Here is a 17,165-nt window from a genome sequence, read left to right as displayed (position 1 = left end):
CCTTGGGACAGAAAATAAAATATGGGTATTGATCCATCAAAAGAATAGTTTAGTCTATAAAGCTATTTCTTTTGGTCTTTTTCAGCCTTGTATTCCCTCTCATCCTGAGGATATTACTGTTTGACCACTGAAATAATCTTTGTATAATCAACAATTATTAGCACATATCATTTAGAAACTATATTATAAGGAGGTGAAGTCTACGTTACCTTATTCAGCGTAGACAACAATTTGTCAATTATAACCGGAATTATTGTATTCTTTATTATTTTATTTCTTGCGTCACTATTCGTGATGTCAGAATTTGTACTGGTTCGTATCCGCCCGTCAAGGCTGGATTACTTGATTGAGAATGGCAATAAAAAAGCGATTTTATTAAAAGAAATGACTCAAAAATTAGATACTTATCTCTCAGCTACCCAATTAGGTGTAACGATAACTTCATTAGCTATTGGTTGGTTAGGAGATCCTACCTTTGGTCGCTTATTTGATCTTATGTTTTCATCTTTTGCTATCCCCTCTTCTGTCTCAACGATTGCTTCAATTATTTTATCTTTTACCATTTTAACTACTCTTCAAGTTATCATTGGGGAATTGGTACCTAAAAATATCGCAATCAATAAAACAGAACAAATCGGGTTATTCATTGCTAAACCACTACAGATGTGGTATCGCATCATGTATCCTCTAGTTTATATATTGAACCGTACTGCAAATGGTATTTCACGCCGAATCGGTATGAAAAATATCAGTGAACCTGAAGAAGGTGTCTCTGAAGAAGAACTGCGCATCATCATGGGTGAAAGCCTAAAAAGTGGTGAGATCAATCGTGATGAATACCAATTTGTAGAAAATGTATTTGCATTTGACGATCGAATGAGTCGCGAAATCATGGTACCTCGTACGGAAATGGTGACCGTATCAACGTCGATGACCCTAAGAGAAATAGCTCAATTGGTTAGTAAAGAACGCTTTACACGTTATCCGGTAATCAAAGATGGCGATAAGGATATTGTCTTAGGCATCATAAACACAAAAGAAATTTTTGCCGTCTATGTAGACGCCGTAGAAGCGAAGCTATCTGAGACATTTAGCTTTGCAGAATACATTAGACCTATTATTTCAGTTATTGAAACAATCCCTATCAAGGAACTTTTAGTAAAAATGCAAAAAGAACGCAATCAAATAGCCGTTCTTGTAGATGAATATGGTGGAACTAGCGGCATTATTTCAATGGAAGATATTGTAGAAGAAATCGTCGGAGATATTAGCGATGATTACGAAATTGTTGGTGAACCAGAAATCAAAAAAATTGGTGACCATCATTACCGCGTGAGTGCAAGAATGTTGATCGATGATGTAAATGACATTTTTGGTCTTTCTATTGAAGAAGAAGATGCCGATACCATCGGTGGTTGGATGATGAACCAAAAATACGATATTTCTATCGGTGAAGAACTAATTTATAATAATCACGGCTTTATCGTTATCACAGCTGGAAATGGAACACTTGAAGTCATTGATATTATAAAGAAAACGCCACAAGTTGCTACGAATGAAATAGATTGATTTATTTTCAAATAGACAAAAGAGCACAGCATTGAATCAACGCTGTGCTCTTTTGTCTATTTTATAGCTAACAATCTTTCTCACTACTATCTTTTAGCCTTCTTTAGCGGCTGTATAATTTTTGGTGTGGATGAAGAAATTCATTCGCACCTATTTTTTTATAAAAAAATAGAAACAAATGAATTTTCCAGTTAGAATAAAGTCACGACAACCCACTAGAAAGGAAAATTCATATGTCTCATAATAATTGTATCCGAACTGCACTTGATTTAAAAGATAAAAATATCTTTTTTGATGAAAAATTTTGCGAGGAGAAACGAATCAAAGGGTTCAGATCAAAAGTTTTCTATGCCACTTTAACGTACAAACCCACTCACTGTTAGTGTTGTGGGATGAAGAACCACGCCTACTCTATTGTAAAGAATGGGTATTTAACCTCTAGGGTTAAATGGGTCAGTTCGACTCATTATGCAACGTCTATTCGATTAAAGAAGCAGCGGTTTCTTTGTAGAGCATGCGGTGTTACCTTTGTTGCACGTTCTCCTGAAATTGAAGAAGGTTGCTTCATCGCTAAACGGGTCAAACAGTCTATCGCGGTTGAATTAGCCGACACTATTTCTATAAAAGACCTGTCTAAACGGCATTTTGTTTCTCCTACCACTGTAGACAGAGTCTTGAAACAACTCAATCAGTCTGTTAAAAATACCTTCAAATCCTTGCCGCAACACCTCTCTTTCGATGAATTTCAATCCGTTAAAAACGTCGAAGGAAAAATGAGCTTTATTTATTCGAATGCAGACACACATGAACCAATCGATATCTTGCCAACTCGGCTGCTACTAGCTTTACGCCGTCACTTTCTTCGCTATCCCTATAAGACGAGGATGAACGTAAAAACGATTGTCGTAGACATGAACGCGGCCTACTTTACATTAGTTAAAGATCTCTTTCCTAATGCTAAAGTGATCATTGACCGTTTCCATATCGTTCAGTTGATATCACGCTCGTTGAATCAAACCAGAGTTCAAACAATGAAACAATTCCATACCTCTAATTCAGAAGATTTAAAGAATTACAGAAAATTTAAAAGGTACTGGCAACTCCTGTTAAAGGATTCAGACGACTTAAATTTTAAGGATTACCGCTATCAACGACTCTTTAAAAAACCTTTACCGAATACAGAAATCATCGACTACCTACTTACGCTCGACGAGACTCTTAAAGCGACGTATGATTTGTATCAAAATCTTCTTTATTATTCTAAAAAAAATGACTATAAAGGGTTTAAAAACCTTGTACTTAAGGCTTCTCCTAAAGAGTTATCTCCTTTTATGCAGACTGCCCTTAAAACCCTGCGTAAACACTTGCCTAGGATAAAACATACTTTTATGTATCCCTATTCTAACGGTGCTTTAGAAGGGTCAATCAATAAAATAAAAGTCATCAAACGGGTTGCTTATGGTTATCGGAATTTTCAGAACTTTAGATGTCGTATTTTGATTAGTTTTAAAGCAAAAAAAAGCAGCGCGAGAAGATTCTCTCACGCTGCTTAAACAAGACGTTATTTCCAACTAAATTTAGCTCATCCACACCATTTGACGTAGAGCCTCTTTAGCGTTGTTCAGCTACTTGGATCAATTGTTGGATAATTTGATTCACTTCATGTAAATCTTTTGCATTGGCTCCACTCGCTAGCGGATGCCCGCCGCCATCGTGTTCTTTAGCTACCTCATTTATAATAGGCCCTTTAGATCGTAATCGGCAACGATAGTGACCATCAGGCTGTTCAACAAATATGCCCCACAAAACAATTTCTCCTAATGCACTAGGTAGAGAAACAATTGCAGAAGTTTCAGAATCTGTTACCCCAAATTGTTCCATAATAGCTTTAGTAAGAACAACTATTCCTACACCAGAGGGATGGATATCTATATTTTGTAAAACATACCCTGATAACTGTGCTACTTTTCGCGACATCTCGGTCATCTTACGATTGATTTCATCAGGCTTAAAAGAAAATTCCATTAAATCAGCAACGATCCGCATAGTTTTAGGTGTAGTAGCTGGGTATAAAAATCGGCCAGTATCTCCTACTATACCTGCATACAATAATTTAGCAGCTTTAGTTGTCATTTTTAATTCTTCTTTATGATAAAAACAAAAATCTGCAATTATTTCACTTGAACTACTAGCATTCGTATTCACTAACACAATATCCCCATAAGCATCATCATTTGGATGGTGGTCTATTTTAACTAATATCTTTCCTTTACTATAACGCTCATCACTGATACGGGGTGTATTAGCTGTGTCCATCACGATCACTAAAGCTTCTTGATAGGACTCGTTTGGAATGTCATCCATTTCAGCTAGGTAGCCTAAATCACCTACTGGACCACCTGCTTTTAAAACATTTTTAGTTGGAAAACTAGCTTTTATAATTTCTGATAATCCACCTTGAGATCCAAGAGCGTCTGGGTCAGGATTTTTATGTCTATGAATAATGATCGTTTCCGATTCTTTAATTGCCTCAAGTATTTGATTGTATAATTTTATAACCATTCTCTCTCTCCTTTAGGTTTTTTGCATCAACTGGCAGGCTACTGTTGCTTTCGCTACTAAAACAGTATCTGTGTAAACTTCAATATCCAATTTTGCAGTCCTTCTGCCTATTTCAAAGACACGGGGCCTGATTTCTATTTCACTTCCAAGTTGAACTAATTTCAAATAGTATAGATTCATTTGTTCAAGTATAGCGTTCTTTTTTTGAAAAACCACTAACGTATTCTTTGTCACAGTAGTGATAACTTCACTCAATAATCCAAATGAAAGTGTTCCAACATCATCGGTCATCTGTGGGGTTACTTTAAATTTATAATAAGGAATGTCAGAAAAATCAGATTTTGAAGAAGGTGCTGAAACCTCTATATTTTCATTGATTTGATCAGACAACGTATCACCCATCTGTGGTTGATGTTGAGAGGATTGCATAGATTTCATGACATCCTGCCTTGAAACAATCCCCATAAGTGTTAAGTCGTCTTCAACGATAGGAATAACTTCCAAACCATCCCAAATCATCAAGTGTCCAACACTTGCCACACTCATATGCGTTTTTGCAAATGTAGGATTTTTTGTCATTACACGTTCAATACTGACATGGTCTTGCTTACCAATAATATCTCTAGCCGTAACCATCCCTATCAAACGATTCTTTTTATTTACTACTGGAAAGCGTGTATGCTGGCTCTGATCATTTAGCTTACGGTAATCTAAAACTAATTGATTAGCCGTTAAATAAAGTGTTTGATCAGCCTTTGTATAAATATCATCCACAAGCATAATTTCTTTTTTGATCAGTTGATCTGTGATTGCTCTGTTGATCAATGTCGCTACAGTAAAAGAATCATACGTTGTACTTAATACAGGCATTTTTAATTTATCCGCTAATAAAATAATTTCTTCGTTTGTCTTAAAACCACCAGTGATCAAGACTGCAGCACCGTATTCAAGAGCTAGTTTTTGTGCATTTTCGCGATTCCCTACGATCATCAAAGAACCTGGTGTGATATAACGAACCATTGCTTCCTCAGTCATGGCCCCAATAATAAACTTACTTAAATCTTTATCTAATCCTTCTTTGCCGCCCAAGATATCGCCATCTATGATCTTCACGACTTCTCCATAAGTCAACGTTTCAAACGTTTCTTTTATTTTACGTTCAATACGAATGGTCCCAACTCTTTGGATCGTTGAAACTAACCCGTTTGTTTCTGCCTCTTTAATAGCTCGATAAGCCGTTCCTTCACTCACACCTAAATTTTTTGCGATCGATCGAACTGAAATTTTTTCTCCAACCGGTAAAGTTTCAATATATGCTATGATTTGGTCATGTTTTGTAGCCATTCTCTTACCTCCATACTACACATAAGATACATCGAATACTTCTCCTACTTTTAATGATAGACCCTGATTTTCCGGTAAACTGATACAAAATTCTTCAGCATTCTGTTTAATTAACGGGAATGTATCATAATGAATGGGAACAACTTTTTTTGCTTGAACGTAGCTTGCAGCACTAGTTGCATCTTCTGGTCCCATAGTAAAATTATCGCCGATCGGCAAGAAGGCTACGTCTATCATCTTATAAGCTCCAATTAACTTCATATCAGTAAACAAAGCTGTATCCCCTGCGTGGTAAATCGTTTGTCCATCTACACTAAAGACGATTCCAGCAGCAAGTCCCAAGGTAAGGGCTTCTCCTTCTATCTCATAAGTAGAACCATGGATAGCTTGTGTCATTTTGACTTCACCAAAATCAAATTGATGTTTTCCACTCATCTGCATACCATGCGTTTTAAAACCCCTTCGTTTAAAAAAAGTCGCTATTTCTACATTTGCTACAATTAATGCTCCTGTTCTTTTTGCAATAGGTTCTGTGTCCCCTATGTGATCATTATGTGCGTGTGTCAAAAATATCACATCTGCTTTAACAGTATTAGGATCTAAATCACTTTTAGGATTTCCAGTAATAAAAGGATCAATCAAAATAGTAACTCCTGAATTTGTCTGTATTTGTACACAAGACTGTCCGTGCCAAGAAATCTTCATATTTTTGTTCCCCTTTCATCATTAACTAAAAGTTAACAGCAGATAATTTTATTATACAGTTGAGAAAAAGAGATTGCAATTGGTGTTGTTATATAACAACATTCAATAACTAATCTCTTTATCCCATAATGGTAAGACGATATTTTCGTAGGACAATGGATCCAAATTCGTTACTGTAATGCCTAATAATCGTATACCTCTGTCCATTATTCCAATTTCATCCCAAAGATTCTGAGCATGAAAAAAGATTTCTTCACCATCTTTAACATAATTAGGTAATGTTAGACGCTTCGTCACCGTTTCAAAATTAGAATACCGCACTTTTAATACAACCGTTTTACCGTGCTTTTGATTTTTTTGGAGCGATAGTTGAACTTTATTTGCAATAAATCTTAATTCGCTTAAAATTTCTTGTACTGTTGTTAGATTTTTCCCATAAGTCAGCTCTCTGCCAACCGATTTTCTCTCACGACTTACTTGGACCGGGGAATTATCTATTCCTCTAACTTTACGGTACAGAGAATACCCCATTCTTTTGAACCCTTGGATCAGTTCCATTTCATTTTTTTGATACAAATCTTCCCCTGTATAAATAGCTGCTTCATGCATTTTCTCAACCGTCTTTTTTCCTACTCCATAAAATTTTTCAATGGGCAGCTCTCGTAAAAAAGCTAAGGCCTTATCAGGAGGGATAACCGTTATTCCAGCAGGTTTATGGTAATCAGAAGCGAGCTTAGCGATGAATTTATTATATGATACTCCAGCTGAACTAGTTAAGTGTATTTCTTGCCAGATATCTCTTTGAATGAGTTTAGCGATACGCGTTGCACTTGCTATTTTTTTTTTATTCTCCGTAACATCTAGGTAAGCCTCATCTAGAGAGAGAGGTTCAATTATATCCGTATATCTCTCGAATATTGCACGGACTTCTGCTGATACCTCTCGATACAATTCATAATGACCAGAAATAAAATTCCCATGCGGACATAATTCAAAGGCTTTTTGAGCACTCATTGCAGAATGAACACCAAATTTACGAGCCTCATAATTTGCTGTCGCGACAACTCCTTTTCCACCTGTTTCTTTTGGATGTCGCGCAATGATCACAGGTTTTCCTTTTAGATCAGGATTCTCTCGTTCTTCTACAGAGGCAAAAAAAGCGTCCATGTCAATGTGTATGATTTTCCTCGTTGTGTCTCTTTTTGGTTCATCAAATCTTACTACACCAATGTCCATCCCTTTCACCTCCTCCAATCCATTATAAGGGAACACATATTCTGAATCAAGATTTCTAATCAATAAGGTATAAATAGAGCACGTCTTGAATCTTTTATTAGAACACATATTAAACTAACGATTTGAATACAAAGAAGGAGCTGAAGTAATTTCCTCAGCTCCTTGAATTTTTTTAGTTTAAATTATTTTCCAACGCTTTTTTCAATATTTTTTGCTGCCTTTTTTTACGATGCATTTCATTAATAAGTCCATTTTTTGGAGAAAAAACAAAAATTACTGCAAATGTTAAACCAGTAGTGACTGCAATCATACCAGCTATGGAGACGTCAAAGTACATCGATAATTGAAAACCAATCAAACTATTAAAAGCTCCTAAAGCAGCACTGATCCCCAACATGTAACTTAGTCGATTTGTTAAAAGGTACGCTGATACTGGCGGTCCTACCATGAAGGCTACTACCAATATTGATCCAACGGCCTCAAATGCTCCTACTGCTGTGACGGATACTAAAGACATTAATGCATAATGTAGTAAAATAGGTGAAAAACCTAACGATGCTGCCAATAAAGAATCAAATGAAGTCAGTTTGAGTTCTTTGTAAAAGAATCCAATGAACAAAAGTAGTATAACAAGTATGATAGACATTGAATACACAGCCTGCGGACCAATATCGATACCAAATAGAATCAATCGGTCAAAAGGAGCAAATGCTAATTCTCCCAATAACACTGAATCTGTATCTAAATGCACATCACCCGCATATCGAGTAATCAAAATGATAGCTATACTGAACAATAAAGGAAAAATAATCCCAATAGAAGCATCTTTATCCAGTAATTTTGTTTGATGGATCAATTCAGTTAACCACACAGTAAGAATCCCTACAAATGCAGCACCTAAAATCAGGAACGGCGAATTTAAATCTTGGGTAATAAAGAAAGCTACGACGATCCCCAACAAAATCGTATGAGTGATGGCATCTGCCATCATGGCCATCCCGCGTATCACCAGAAAGACACCTGGTAATGCACAAGCTACAGCAACTAAAACTGCAATGAGCTGTATTTCAAAAACAGGGTTCATACTTATCCGCCTTTCTTTAATTGCATCGCAAATTCTTTTTCACGTCGTTTATTTTTAACTACTTTCCAAATGATCCCTCTATTTGGGGAGAACAAAATACTGACTAGCACAATCAAGCTGATCACTAATACAATTGTTGGGCCCGTTGGAATTTGTTGGCCTAATGAACTGATCATCGTTCCGATTATGCCGGAAAGAGAACCAAATAATGCTGCCAACCCGACCATGATTGATAAATGATTAGTCCATTGTCTAGCGGCTACAGCTGGTCCAATCAGAAGAGAACTCATTAAGATAACGCCTACTGATTGTAACCCCATTACGATAACGATCACCGTTAGTATGGCTAAAAGACTATTCAACCAATAGACCGGTAGTCCAATACTTGTAGCAAATGTTTGATCGAAAGCCATTAGTTTGAATTCTTTCCAAAACGCACCTACTAGGATCAACAGTACGACTCCTGCTAAGAACATAATTCTCACATCACGCTCTAAAAGAGTCGACGATTGCCCAAAAATAAAACTTTCTAAACCAGCTTGATTAGAGTTTGGACTTTTTTGGATAAAGGTCAGCAAGACTAAACCAAGACCAAAGAAAATTGCCGTAGTCAGCGCTAGTGCACTGTCAAATTTAACTTTAGAGTGTTTGACGATCACCATGATCAACCAAGTAGCAAGTAAGCCTGAAATGAGCGCCCCGAGTAAAAGAATTTCCATTTGTTTGTTTGAGGTAAGGATAAATGCCAAACAGATTCCTGGCAAAGCTGCATGACTCACTGCATCTCCAAGTAAACTCTGTTTGCGTAAAACAGTAAAGCTTCCAATAACACCGCTTAATAGACCTAAAATACTCGAGCCAAACACGACTACTTGAAAAGTATAATCAAAGAAAAGAGTCTTTAGTACATCCATTTACTCTTCCTCCCATGGTTTTGTTTGATTTTGGCGGTAAGTTTTAGCAATCAATTCTTTAGTAAAAGTTGTTTCAACTGGTCCATTTCCAATCAATTCACGATTAATTAAAATAACTTCATCAAAGTATTCTGGAACAGTTTGTAAATCATGGTGAACAACGACTATCGTCTTTCCCTCTGTTTTCAATTCCTTTAATAATTGAATAATAATTTTTTCGGTTTGGGCATCCACACCTTGAAAAGGTTCGTCCATCAAGTAAATTTCTGCTTCTTGAACCAATGCACGAGCTAAAAATACCCGTTGTCTTTGTCCACCCGATAATTGACTGATTTGTTTATGTTTGAAATCCGCCATACCTACTTTTACAAGCATCTCATTTGCTAAGGCTTTATCTTTTTTCTTGGGTCTTTTAAACCATCCTAAGTGACCATATCTTCCCATTACGACCACATCTAAAACAGTTGTTGGAAAATCCCAATCTACACTTCCATTTTGAGGTACATACGCAACTAAATTTTTATTTTTCCCATACTTTTCATCTGTTGTCTGCTCAAAAGTAAAATCTACTTTGCCAGCAACGGGTTTGATCAAATTGATCAAAGATTTGATCAATGTCGATTTACCCGCCCCATTAGGTCCAACGATTGCGGTCAATGTACCTTTAGGAATATCAACTGAAATATTCCACAAAACCGGCTGTGCTTCATACGCTACCGTTAATTGATTCAAACGTATTGCAGTTGTTTTTTCTATTCGCTCGATCTCCATACATTATGCACTCCAGTCTCTTTGTTTTATTTCAATGCATCTACAATAGTATCTACATTAGATCTCACTGTTTTTATATAAGTTTCGGTGTCATTTTCTTGATCTCCCAAAGAATCAGAATAAAGCTCTCCACCAATTACAACATCAAAACCTTTTGCTTTAGTAGCCGCCTGTAAGGATTCAATGGTCCTTGTTGGAACAGAAGATTCAATAAAGATAGCTTTTATACCATTGTCTACAATAAAATCTGCTAATTGGCTAATATCGCCTGTACCAGCTTCAGCTTTTGTATTTAATCCTTGAAGTCCAATGACGTTAAAACCATATCCTTTACCAAAGTAACTAAAAGCATCATGAGCTGTTACTAATATCCGATCTTCTTCTGGTATTTCATTTACACGATTGGTTACATATTGATTTAATTCTTCTAATTCAAGCAAATAACTTTCTACATTTGACTGATAACTCAATTTATTTTCAGGATCAGCAGCGATCAATCCCTTAGATACTTCTATAGCTGCTTTTTTCCATAGCTCTACATCAAACCAAATATGTGGATCAATCGATTTGCTGTTTTCTCCAGTAGAAATAACATCATTTTCATTCAAACCATTTTCTAATGCTATAACAATTTTTTTCTGGTTTTCAAGTCCTTGGAATATTTCACCCATTTTTCCTTCAAGTTCTAATCCACTATAGGCTACTATATCTGCAGATTGCATAAAAATGACATCTCTTGCGCTTGCTTTATATAAATGAGGATCTACTCCTGAAGGCATCAGTCCGTTTACATCGACATGTTCGCCACCTATTTCTTTCAATAAATCAGTTAGCATAGTCGTAGTCGCTACAACTTGCAATTTTTCCGAAGCCTGATCCGAGCTAAAATTATAACAACCGGCTAAAAAAATTAGTGCAATAAACAATGATCCAAAAAAAATGCGCTTAGTTGTTTTCATCTTTCTCCTACTTTCTATACTACTTCAATAAAAATATTTTCAGCTGCTTTGTAACTAACTACAAGTTGTTTGCCTTCTGTTTCGAGGGTTATAGGTCCTTCATACGCGCCTATATCAATAATCTTAAATACGTCACCTATATCAACCTCTAAGGATGCTAAATAATCGAGCAGCTCTTTCTCATCAGTTACTCTTTTAATTTTCACTACATCATAAACTTGTTTATCTGCTAAAGTCGGAAGTATCTTTTCATAAACAATTTCTTTTTCGGTTGGGATCATTCCTCCATGAGGACAAACTGTTGGAAAATCTAAGTACTTATCTAAGTGCCTCGCTAATTCAATAGAAGTAACATGCTCCAATACTTCAGCTTCTTGGTGGACCTCATTCCATGCGTAGCCCAAATGATTTACTAAAAAGACTTCCCAAAGTCGATGTTTCCGTACTAATGTGCTTGCTTTTTGGAGTCCCTCTTCGGTCAAATGAATTCCATGATAAGGAATATGTTTAACAAATCCCTCTTTTAATAACTTAGTGATCATTTCGCTTACAGAAGCTGCAGATACTTTAAGTCCTGAAACAAGCTGTTTATTTGTTACTTTTTTAGTTGTTCCACCAAGCTCATAAATCATTTTCAAGTAATCTTCTTTATTTGGCGTCATAATTTTCCCCTACCTTTTTTAGGCTAACCTAACTTATATTAAAAGTATACCTTGAAATAAATTAATTACAAGTCTTTATTGACAATTAATCAGATATTCAATACAAAAAAACGGAAACTAAGGCAAGTGAATTACTACCTTTAAACTAGACATTTAAAAAAACGATATTACGCAGTCCATAGAAGATGATCCCGATAAGCAACGGGGGTCATCTTCTTTAATTTTTTTTGATAACGACTATGATTGTAAAACGAAATATATTCTTCTACAGAATTCCACAAACCCTGAAGGCTTTCATGTCTTTCTGAGAGGACTACGTCCTTCATATGACCAAAAAAGGACTCCATTGGGGCATTATCCCAGCAGTTACCTCTTCTAGACATGGATTGTATAAATCCCATTTTTTCAACATTACTTTGATATGTAGGATTAGTGTAGTGGAAGCCTTGATCAGAATGCAAGTATCTTTCTGTATCAGGCATATCACTTGTGATACATTCTAATTTGTTCAAAGTTTGATAGACCAAATTCATCTTTAAAGAAGTAGCGAAGTGATGGGCAACAATCTCTCCTGTTGCACCATCCTTAACGGCAGAGAGGTAGGCCATTTGGCTCTTACCGTAAGGTAAATATGTAATATCAGTAAGCAATACTTTATAAGGCGTTCCTCTATCAAAATCACGATTAACAAGATTCTTCTTGGTTTTGTGTTCTTGTGTTGCCTTCATCATTTTCTTGTAAGGTTTAGCTTTTCTAATGGGTGACATAATACCGTAGATTCGAAGGATTCTTCGAATTTTTTTATGGTTCATTACGATATCATATTCAGCTTCTAATGCCATCTTTATTTCTTCTACACCACATTTATTTTTCTCAATGTATACTTGATAAAGCAATTCGAAATCATTGCTGTCCTGTTCGTACCTCTTATAACGTGTAGCCTCATTGTTCTTCCAATAATAATAACCACTACGACTAACTTCGGCAATTTCACACAAAGACTTAACCATGCCTTTAAGACTATATTCTCGTATGATTGAATTGATTAATTCATACCGCTCACGGGTTTTCAGAACGTTTCCTTTCTCGTTTTTCACGCTCCTTCCTTGAAATTCTAATTTTTTTACTAAATCTAAATTGCCTTCCAGATACGCTATACGTGCTTTTGCTTCTTCCAACTGCTCCTCGATAGATCCCATTTTTTCGCCTTCTGATCGTGTACCTTTCCCGCGAGTTTCGGTATGGAATCCTTCTTGTCCTCTTATTGCCATACTATTTTTCCAACGACGCACACATTGATGAGCTTTTCCTTTGCCTAGAAGATCTTCAGGCAGACCAGCATTTTCAAATATGGCCGTTGAGGTCATTCCACTCTTACTTTCCTTTACTACTTTAATTTTAAAAACAGGTGAGTAGGTAATACTTTTTGAAGATGCTGATTTTACATTAGGATTTTTTTGCAGTATCTCTATTTCATATTCTGTATATAATTTTTTGCTCATCAAAGAAACCTCCACTTAGAAACAATTCTATTAAAGTATAACGAAAATAAAATAAAAAAATAACCCAAAAACTAAAACACTCTTTTTTTTGAGTGTCTAGTTTTCGGGTAGGGTATCAAAGCCTTAGTTTCCGTTTTTTATTTTCTATTATATTTCTTCAAATGCTTCAATGATAATTTGTTTTAATTCACTGATCAATGGTTGTTTTGGATTTGCTGTTGTACATTGATCTTCAAAGGCTAATTCTGACAAATGATCAACTGTATCGTGTAATGTTTCAGAACTTACTCCTTGATCTTTCAAACTCATCTTGATTCCAACATCTTTACCTAATTTGTTGATTTCTTGGACTAATGATTCTACTAACTCTTCTATAGTATTCCCTTTGAATCCCATGAATCTAGCTATTTCAGCGTAATCTTCATGTGCGTGGAAATATTCGTATTTTGGAAATAAAGCATGCTTCGCAGGATCCTTAGCATTATATCGAATAACATGAGGTAACAATATTGCATTGGTACGTCCATGAGGGATATTATATGCAGCTCCAATTTTATGGGCAATGGAATGATTGATTCCTAAGAAAGCATTTGCAAATGCCATTCCAGCCATAGTAGATGCATTATGCATTTTTTCGCGAGATTCTTCTGTAGCATATTCGTACGATGTGCGTAAATTTTCAAATACAAGTTTGACCGCTTGAAGGCTTAGACCTTTTGTATAATCGCTGGCCATTACGGAAACATAAGATTCGATCGCATGCGTTAATACATCCATGCCTGTATCAGCTGTAACAGATTTCGGTACACTCATTACAAACTGTGGATCGATTATTGCGACATCAGGAGTCAACGCATAATCTGCTAATGGGTACTTGACGTGAGTTTCACTATCCGTTATAACTGCAAATGGTGTAACTTCTGATCCTGTACCAGATGTAGTTGGTATGCAGACAAATTGTGTTTTTGTTAAATTTGGAATTTTATACGTTCTTTTACGGATATCTAAAAACTTCTGTTTAGCTCCAAAGAAAATTGTTTCAGGTTTTTCATAAAATAACCACATTCCTTTAGCAGCATCCATTGCTGAACCACCACCGATTGCGATAATGGTATCTGGTTGGAAATGATTCATTGCTTCTGTTCCAGCTTTAACAGTATCAGTAGATGGATTTGGTTCTACATCTGAAAAAATCTCAACTTGAACTTTATTTTTTCGTTTCATCAACTCTTGTGTAACCTTATCTGCATAACCAAATTTAACCATACCTGGATCACATACTAGAAAAACGCGTTCGATGCCTTCCATTTCTTGTAGATAAGCAAGGGAATTTTTTTCAAAATAAATCTTTGCTGGCAATTTAAACCACTGCATATTATTTCTCCGTTTCGCAATTGTTTTAATATTCATTAAGTTGATAGCTGTAACATTTTTAGAAACTGAGTTTTTACCATATGATCCACAACCTAATGTTAATGAAGGAATCATGTTATTGTATAAGTCACCTATTCCTCCTTGAGACGTTGGTGAGTTAACTAAAATACGACAAGCCTTCATTTCTTCACCAAATTTTTCTGCTAAAGCATCATTTTGAGTATGGATCGCTGCTGAATGACCTAACCCACCTAATTCTAGCATTTGTTGAGAAAGTTCGAATGCATGTTTAGTAGAATCTGCTTTGATCATAGCTAGAACTGGAGATAACTTTTCGCGAGATAGAGGATAGTCTGCACCTACTCCGTTTAATTCTACAACAATCATTTTTGTTTCTTTTGGAATTTCTATGCCTGCTAATGCAGCAATTTTGTATGGGGATTGTCCCACAATTCCTGGATTAACAGCAACTTTTGCTTCATTCATTACCGCACTTTCAAATTTCTCTAATTCATTTGGTTTAGCAAAATAAATATTATGTTGTTTGAATTCTTCTTTTATTTCACTGTAAATTTCTTTATCCACAATAATGGCTTGTTCTGAAGCACATATCATCCCATTATCAAATGTTTTTGATGCAATGATATCGTTTACCGCACGTTTGATTTTTGCAGATTTTTCAATATAGCTTGGCACATTTCCTGGTCCAACTCCTAATGCTGGTTTACCAGTTGAATAAGCTGCTTTTACCATAGCAGCTCCCCCAGTTGCAAGTACGACAGCAACTCCTGGATGTTGCATCAAGCTATTTGTTGCTTCTAAAGAGCCTTTCTCGATCCATTGAATGCAATTTTCTGGTGCTCCGGCTTTTACAGCTGCTTCTTTCAACGCAGTTGCTGCAGCTATAGAACATTTTTGAGCACTTGGATGGAAAGAGAAAATAATTGGATTACGTGTTTTCAAAGCAATTAACGCTTTGAACATTGTTGTAGATGTTGGATTAGTAACCGGTGTGACCCCACATACTACGCCCACTGGAGTGGCTACTTCTATCAAATCTGTTTGGCTATCTCTACTAATGATCCCCACTGTTTTATTATCTTTTATCGAATTCCAGATTGATTCTGTTGCAAACATATTCTTGATACATTTATCTTCATAGATCCCTCTACCTGTTTCTTCTACTGCCATTTTAGCTAAAGGCATATGCTGATCCAAACCAGCCATTGCCATTTGATGAACAATAAAGTCGATCTTTTCTTGATCAAAAGTTTCTAAAATACTTAACGCTTCTTTTCCTTGGTTGACCAATAGCTCGATATCATCAGATACACTAGTTTGATTGTTCAAATTACTTTTTTTATTAGTTTTAATTTTTTCTTTAGTATTAACTTCCATCATATTGAACCCTCCTGTTATTGTTATCTATTTCACAATCATCATACTTCATTTTCTTTTTTTTGTAAAGAATTAAATCGTTTTTAATTGAAAAAAAGATGAAAAAGCCTACTAAACAACCATTAAATGATTGTTTTTTTTTGAATTTTTTTTCACCTTTTCAATATAATATGATAATAATTTCACATAAAACCATTAAATAAAAGGAATCAGAATAAATCATCTGATTCCTTTTAAAATAACCCTTCGAAATTCATATCATCAAGTGATGTAACTTTATAAACTTGCGCTTCTACCGCAGCATAATCTAAGTAATGATTGGGCGTAATTTTCATAATATCACTAATTTGTTGATAGTAGTGCGCTGGGACATTCCTTTTCCAGCACAAATCCACAACATATTTCCACAAATCTTCTTTATTTATTTGATGATATCCTAACTGGTTAAACTCTTGAATTTTCAAATTTAACCAAGGTTCATATTTAGTATAGTAAGTAATTGATTCGTTGATCAAAAGCATAAGCTCCTTCCTTATTCGAAACTATCTTATTCCCATTTTATTTATATCTGATCACTGTAGAACTTTAAAATAAAACTGAAACACTAAAAAGGATGCCGCCAGTTTTATTCTGATAGCACCCTTTTTAAACTCTTGATTGCCTATATTAAAGTTTTTCTTCGTTATCTTCTTCTGCTGTATGTGATGGCGTGTTCGTGCCAAGATCTTCGACAGCGTTTGAAACATCAGTAGTTACCACACGGGCAATAGCTTTCTTTTCAAATGTTAAAAAGATTCCATCACAATCAATTACGACAGTATTATTAGTAGTGTTTACTTCATCAATAACGCCGTGTAGACCACCAATGGTAACGACAGAGTTTCCTTTTTTCATAGCATTAAGCATATTTTGTGTTTTTGTAGCTGCCTTTTTTTGCGGACGGATCATCATAAAATACATCAAAGCCATAATCGCGATAAAAGGTAGAAAATTAAGAATTATTTCCATTTTTTTCACTCCATTCTTCTTTTAAATCATCTTTTCATTCATTACTTTACCAAAGATTAAGTCTTATTGCTATCTCT

General features: G+C 35.5%; 16 protein-coding genes. 3 read left to right on the top strand and 13 right to left on the bottom strand.

Annotated elements, in window-relative coordinates; genetic code table 11:
• Positions 1-231 precede the first annotated feature (231 nt).
• The 3 genes from BR50_RS08990 (at position 232) to BR50_RS08985 (ending at position 3,122) form a co-directional block, all read left to right on the top strand.
• On the top strand, positions 232-1,569 hold the full coding sequence (locus BR50_RS08990; RefSeq protein ID WP_034547988.1) for a hemolysin family protein: 1,338 nt from the start codon (positions 232-234) through the stop codon (positions 1,567-1,569).
• Between the two features lie 233 nt (positions 1,570-1,802).
• Positions 1,803-1,952, top strand: a complete 150-nt coding sequence (locus BR50_RS12780) for a hypothetical protein (RefSeq protein ID WP_156097506.1) — start codon at positions 1,803-1,805, stop codon at positions 1,950-1,952.
• 9 nt (positions 1,953-1,961) lie between these two features.
• Positions 1,962-3,122 (top strand): ISL3 family transposase, encoded by a 1,161-nt coding sequence (locus BR50_RS08985; RefSeq protein ID WP_051905780.1) that lies wholly within the window; start codon positions 1,962-1,964, stop codon positions 3,120-3,122.
• A 58-nt stretch (positions 3,123-3,180) separates the two neighbouring features.
• On the opposite strand, the gene BR50_RS08980 is transcribed toward BR50_RS08985, so the two are convergent.
• The 13 genes from BR50_RS08980 to yajC all read right to left on the bottom strand — a co-directional run bounded on the left by BR50_RS08980 (position 3,181) and on the right by yajC (position 17,088).
• Positions 3,181-4,125 carry a DHH family phosphoesterase gene (locus BR50_RS08980; RefSeq protein WP_178377462.1) on the bottom strand — a complete coding sequence of 315 codons (945 nt, stop codon included), beginning with the start codon at positions 4,123-4,125 and terminating at the stop codon, positions 3,181-3,183.
• Between the two features lie 18 nt (positions 4,126-4,143).
• On the bottom strand, positions 4,144-5,475 hold the full coding sequence (locus BR50_RS08975) for a DRTGG domain-containing protein (protein ID WP_034547984.1): 1,332 nt from the start codon (positions 5,473-5,475) through the stop codon (positions 4,144-4,146).
• 15 nt (positions 5,476-5,490) lie between these two features.
• A complete protein-coding gene (locus BR50_RS08970) occupies positions 5,491-6,180 on the bottom strand; it encodes a metal-dependent hydrolase (protein ID WP_034547982.1) in 690 nt (229 codons plus the stop codon).
• A gap of 102 nt (positions 6,181-6,282) precedes the next feature.
• The gene (dinB, locus tag BR50_RS08965; protein ID WP_034547980.1) at positions 6,283-7,416 is read right to left on the bottom strand and encodes a DNA polymerase IV; all 1,134 of its coding nucleotides are present in this window, start codon (positions 7,414-7,416) and stop codon (positions 6,283-6,285) included.
• Between the two features lie 172 nt (positions 7,417-7,588).
• Positions 7,589-8,500 carry a metal ABC transporter permease gene (locus tag BR50_RS08960; RefSeq protein ID WP_034547978.1) on the bottom strand — a complete coding sequence of 304 codons (912 nt, stop codon included), beginning with the start codon at positions 8,498-8,500 and terminating at the stop codon, positions 7,589-7,591.
• Between the two features lie 2 nt (positions 8,501-8,502).
• Entirely contained in the window at positions 8,503-9,414 is a 912-nt protein-coding gene (locus tag BR50_RS08955; protein ID WP_034547976.1) for a metal ABC transporter permease, read from the bottom strand.
• A complete protein-coding gene (locus tag BR50_RS08950; RefSeq protein ID WP_034547974.1) occupies positions 9,415-10,185 on the bottom strand; it encodes a metal ABC transporter ATP-binding protein in 771 nt (256 codons plus the stop codon).
• Positions 10,186-10,211: 26 nt separating this feature from the next.
• Positions 10,212-11,144 carry a metal ABC transporter solute-binding protein, Zn/Mn family gene (locus BR50_RS08945; RefSeq protein ID WP_034547972.1) on the bottom strand — a complete coding sequence of 311 codons (933 nt, stop codon included), beginning with the start codon at positions 11,142-11,144 and terminating at the stop codon, positions 10,212-10,214.
• A 14-nt stretch (positions 11,145-11,158) separates the two neighbouring features.
• Positions 11,159-11,806 (bottom strand): metal-dependent transcriptional regulator, encoded by a 648-nt coding sequence (locus BR50_RS08940; protein WP_034547970.1) that lies wholly within the window; start codon positions 11,804-11,806, stop codon positions 11,159-11,161.
• 167 nt (positions 11,807-11,973) lie between these two features.
• On the bottom strand, positions 11,974-13,308 hold the full coding sequence (locus tag BR50_RS12635) for an IS3 family transposase (protein ID WP_034547968.1): 1,335 nt from the start codon (positions 13,306-13,308) through the stop codon (positions 11,974-11,976).
• Positions 13,309-13,455: 147 nt separating this feature from the next.
• Positions 13,456-16,083, bottom strand: coding sequence for a bifunctional acetaldehyde-CoA/alcohol dehydrogenase (gene adhE / locus BR50_RS08930; RefSeq protein WP_034547966.1), 2,628 nt, complete (start codon positions 16,081-16,083; stop codon positions 13,456-13,458).
• Positions 16,084-16,313: 230 nt separating this feature from the next.
• On the bottom strand, positions 16,314-16,601 hold the full coding sequence (locus BR50_RS08925; protein WP_034547964.1) for a post-transcriptional regulator: 288 nt from the start codon (positions 16,599-16,601) through the stop codon (positions 16,314-16,316).
• Between the two features lie 145 nt (positions 16,602-16,746).
• Positions 16,747-17,088 carry a preprotein translocase subunit YajC gene (gene yajC / locus BR50_RS08920; RefSeq protein WP_034547962.1) on the bottom strand — a complete coding sequence of 114 codons (342 nt, stop codon included), beginning with the start codon at positions 17,086-17,088 and terminating at the stop codon, positions 16,747-16,749.
• Positions 17,089-17,165: the final 77 nt, after the last annotated feature.

The sequence above is a fragment of the Carnobacterium alterfunditum DSM 5972 genome, from assembly GCF_000744115.1.
Classification (GTDB): domain Bacteria; phylum Bacillota; class Bacilli; order Lactobacillales; family Carnobacteriaceae; genus Carnobacterium_B; species Carnobacterium_B alterfunditum.
This window is presented reverse-complemented; position numbering and strand designations above follow the sequence as displayed.

Bases quoted from the DNA above. Each gene is read 5' to 3' on its own strand.
- BR50_RS12780 (WP_156097506.1), top strand. From the start codon at position 1,803: ATGTCTCATAATAATTGTATCCGAACTGCACTTGATTTAAAAGATAAA.
- BR50_RS08985 (WP_051905780.1), top strand. From the start codon at position 1,962: ATGAAGAACCACGCCTACTCTATTGTAAAGAATGGGTATTTAACCTCT.
- BR50_RS08975 (WP_034547984.1), bottom strand. From the start codon at position 5,475: ATGGCTACAAAACATGACCAAATCATAGCATATATTGAAACTTTACCG.
- BR50_RS08970 (WP_034547982.1), bottom strand. From the start codon at position 6,180: ATGAAGATTTCTTGGCACGGACAGTCTTGTGTACAAATACAGACAAAT.
- dinB (WP_034547980.1), bottom strand. From the start codon at position 7,416: ATGGACATTGGTGTAGTAAGATTTGATGAACCAAAAAGAGACACAACG.
- BR50_RS08960 (WP_034547978.1), bottom strand. From the start codon at position 8,500: ATGAACCCTGTTTTTGAAATACAGCTCATTGCAGTTTTAGTTGCTGTA.
- BR50_RS08955 (WP_034547976.1), bottom strand. From the start codon at position 9,414: ATGGATGTACTAAAGACTCTTTTCTTTGATTATACTTTTCAAGTAGTC.
- BR50_RS08950 (WP_034547974.1), bottom strand. From the start codon at position 10,185: ATGGAGATCGAGCGAATAGAAAAAACAACTGCAATACGTTTGAATCAA.
- BR50_RS08945 (WP_034547972.1), bottom strand. From the start codon at position 11,144: ATGAAAACAACTAAGCGCATTTTTTTTGGATCATTGTTTATTGCACTA.
- BR50_RS08940 (WP_034547970.1), bottom strand. From the start codon at position 11,806: ATGACGCCAAATAAAGAAGATTACTTGAAAATGATTTATGAGCTTGGT.
- BR50_RS12635 (WP_034547968.1), bottom strand. From the start codon at position 13,308: ATGAGCAAAAAATTATATACAGAATATGAAATAGAGATACTGCAAAAA.
- adhE (WP_034547966.1), bottom strand. From the start codon at position 16,083: ATGATGGAAGTTAATACTAAAGAAAAAATTAAAACTAATAAAAAAAGT.
- BR50_RS08925 (WP_034547964.1), bottom strand. From the start codon at position 16,601: ATGCTTTTGATCAACGAATCAATTACTTACTATACTAAATATGAACCT.
- yajC (WP_034547962.1), bottom strand. From the start codon at position 17,088: ATGGAAATAATTCTTAATTTTCTACCTTTTATCGCGATTATGGCTTTG.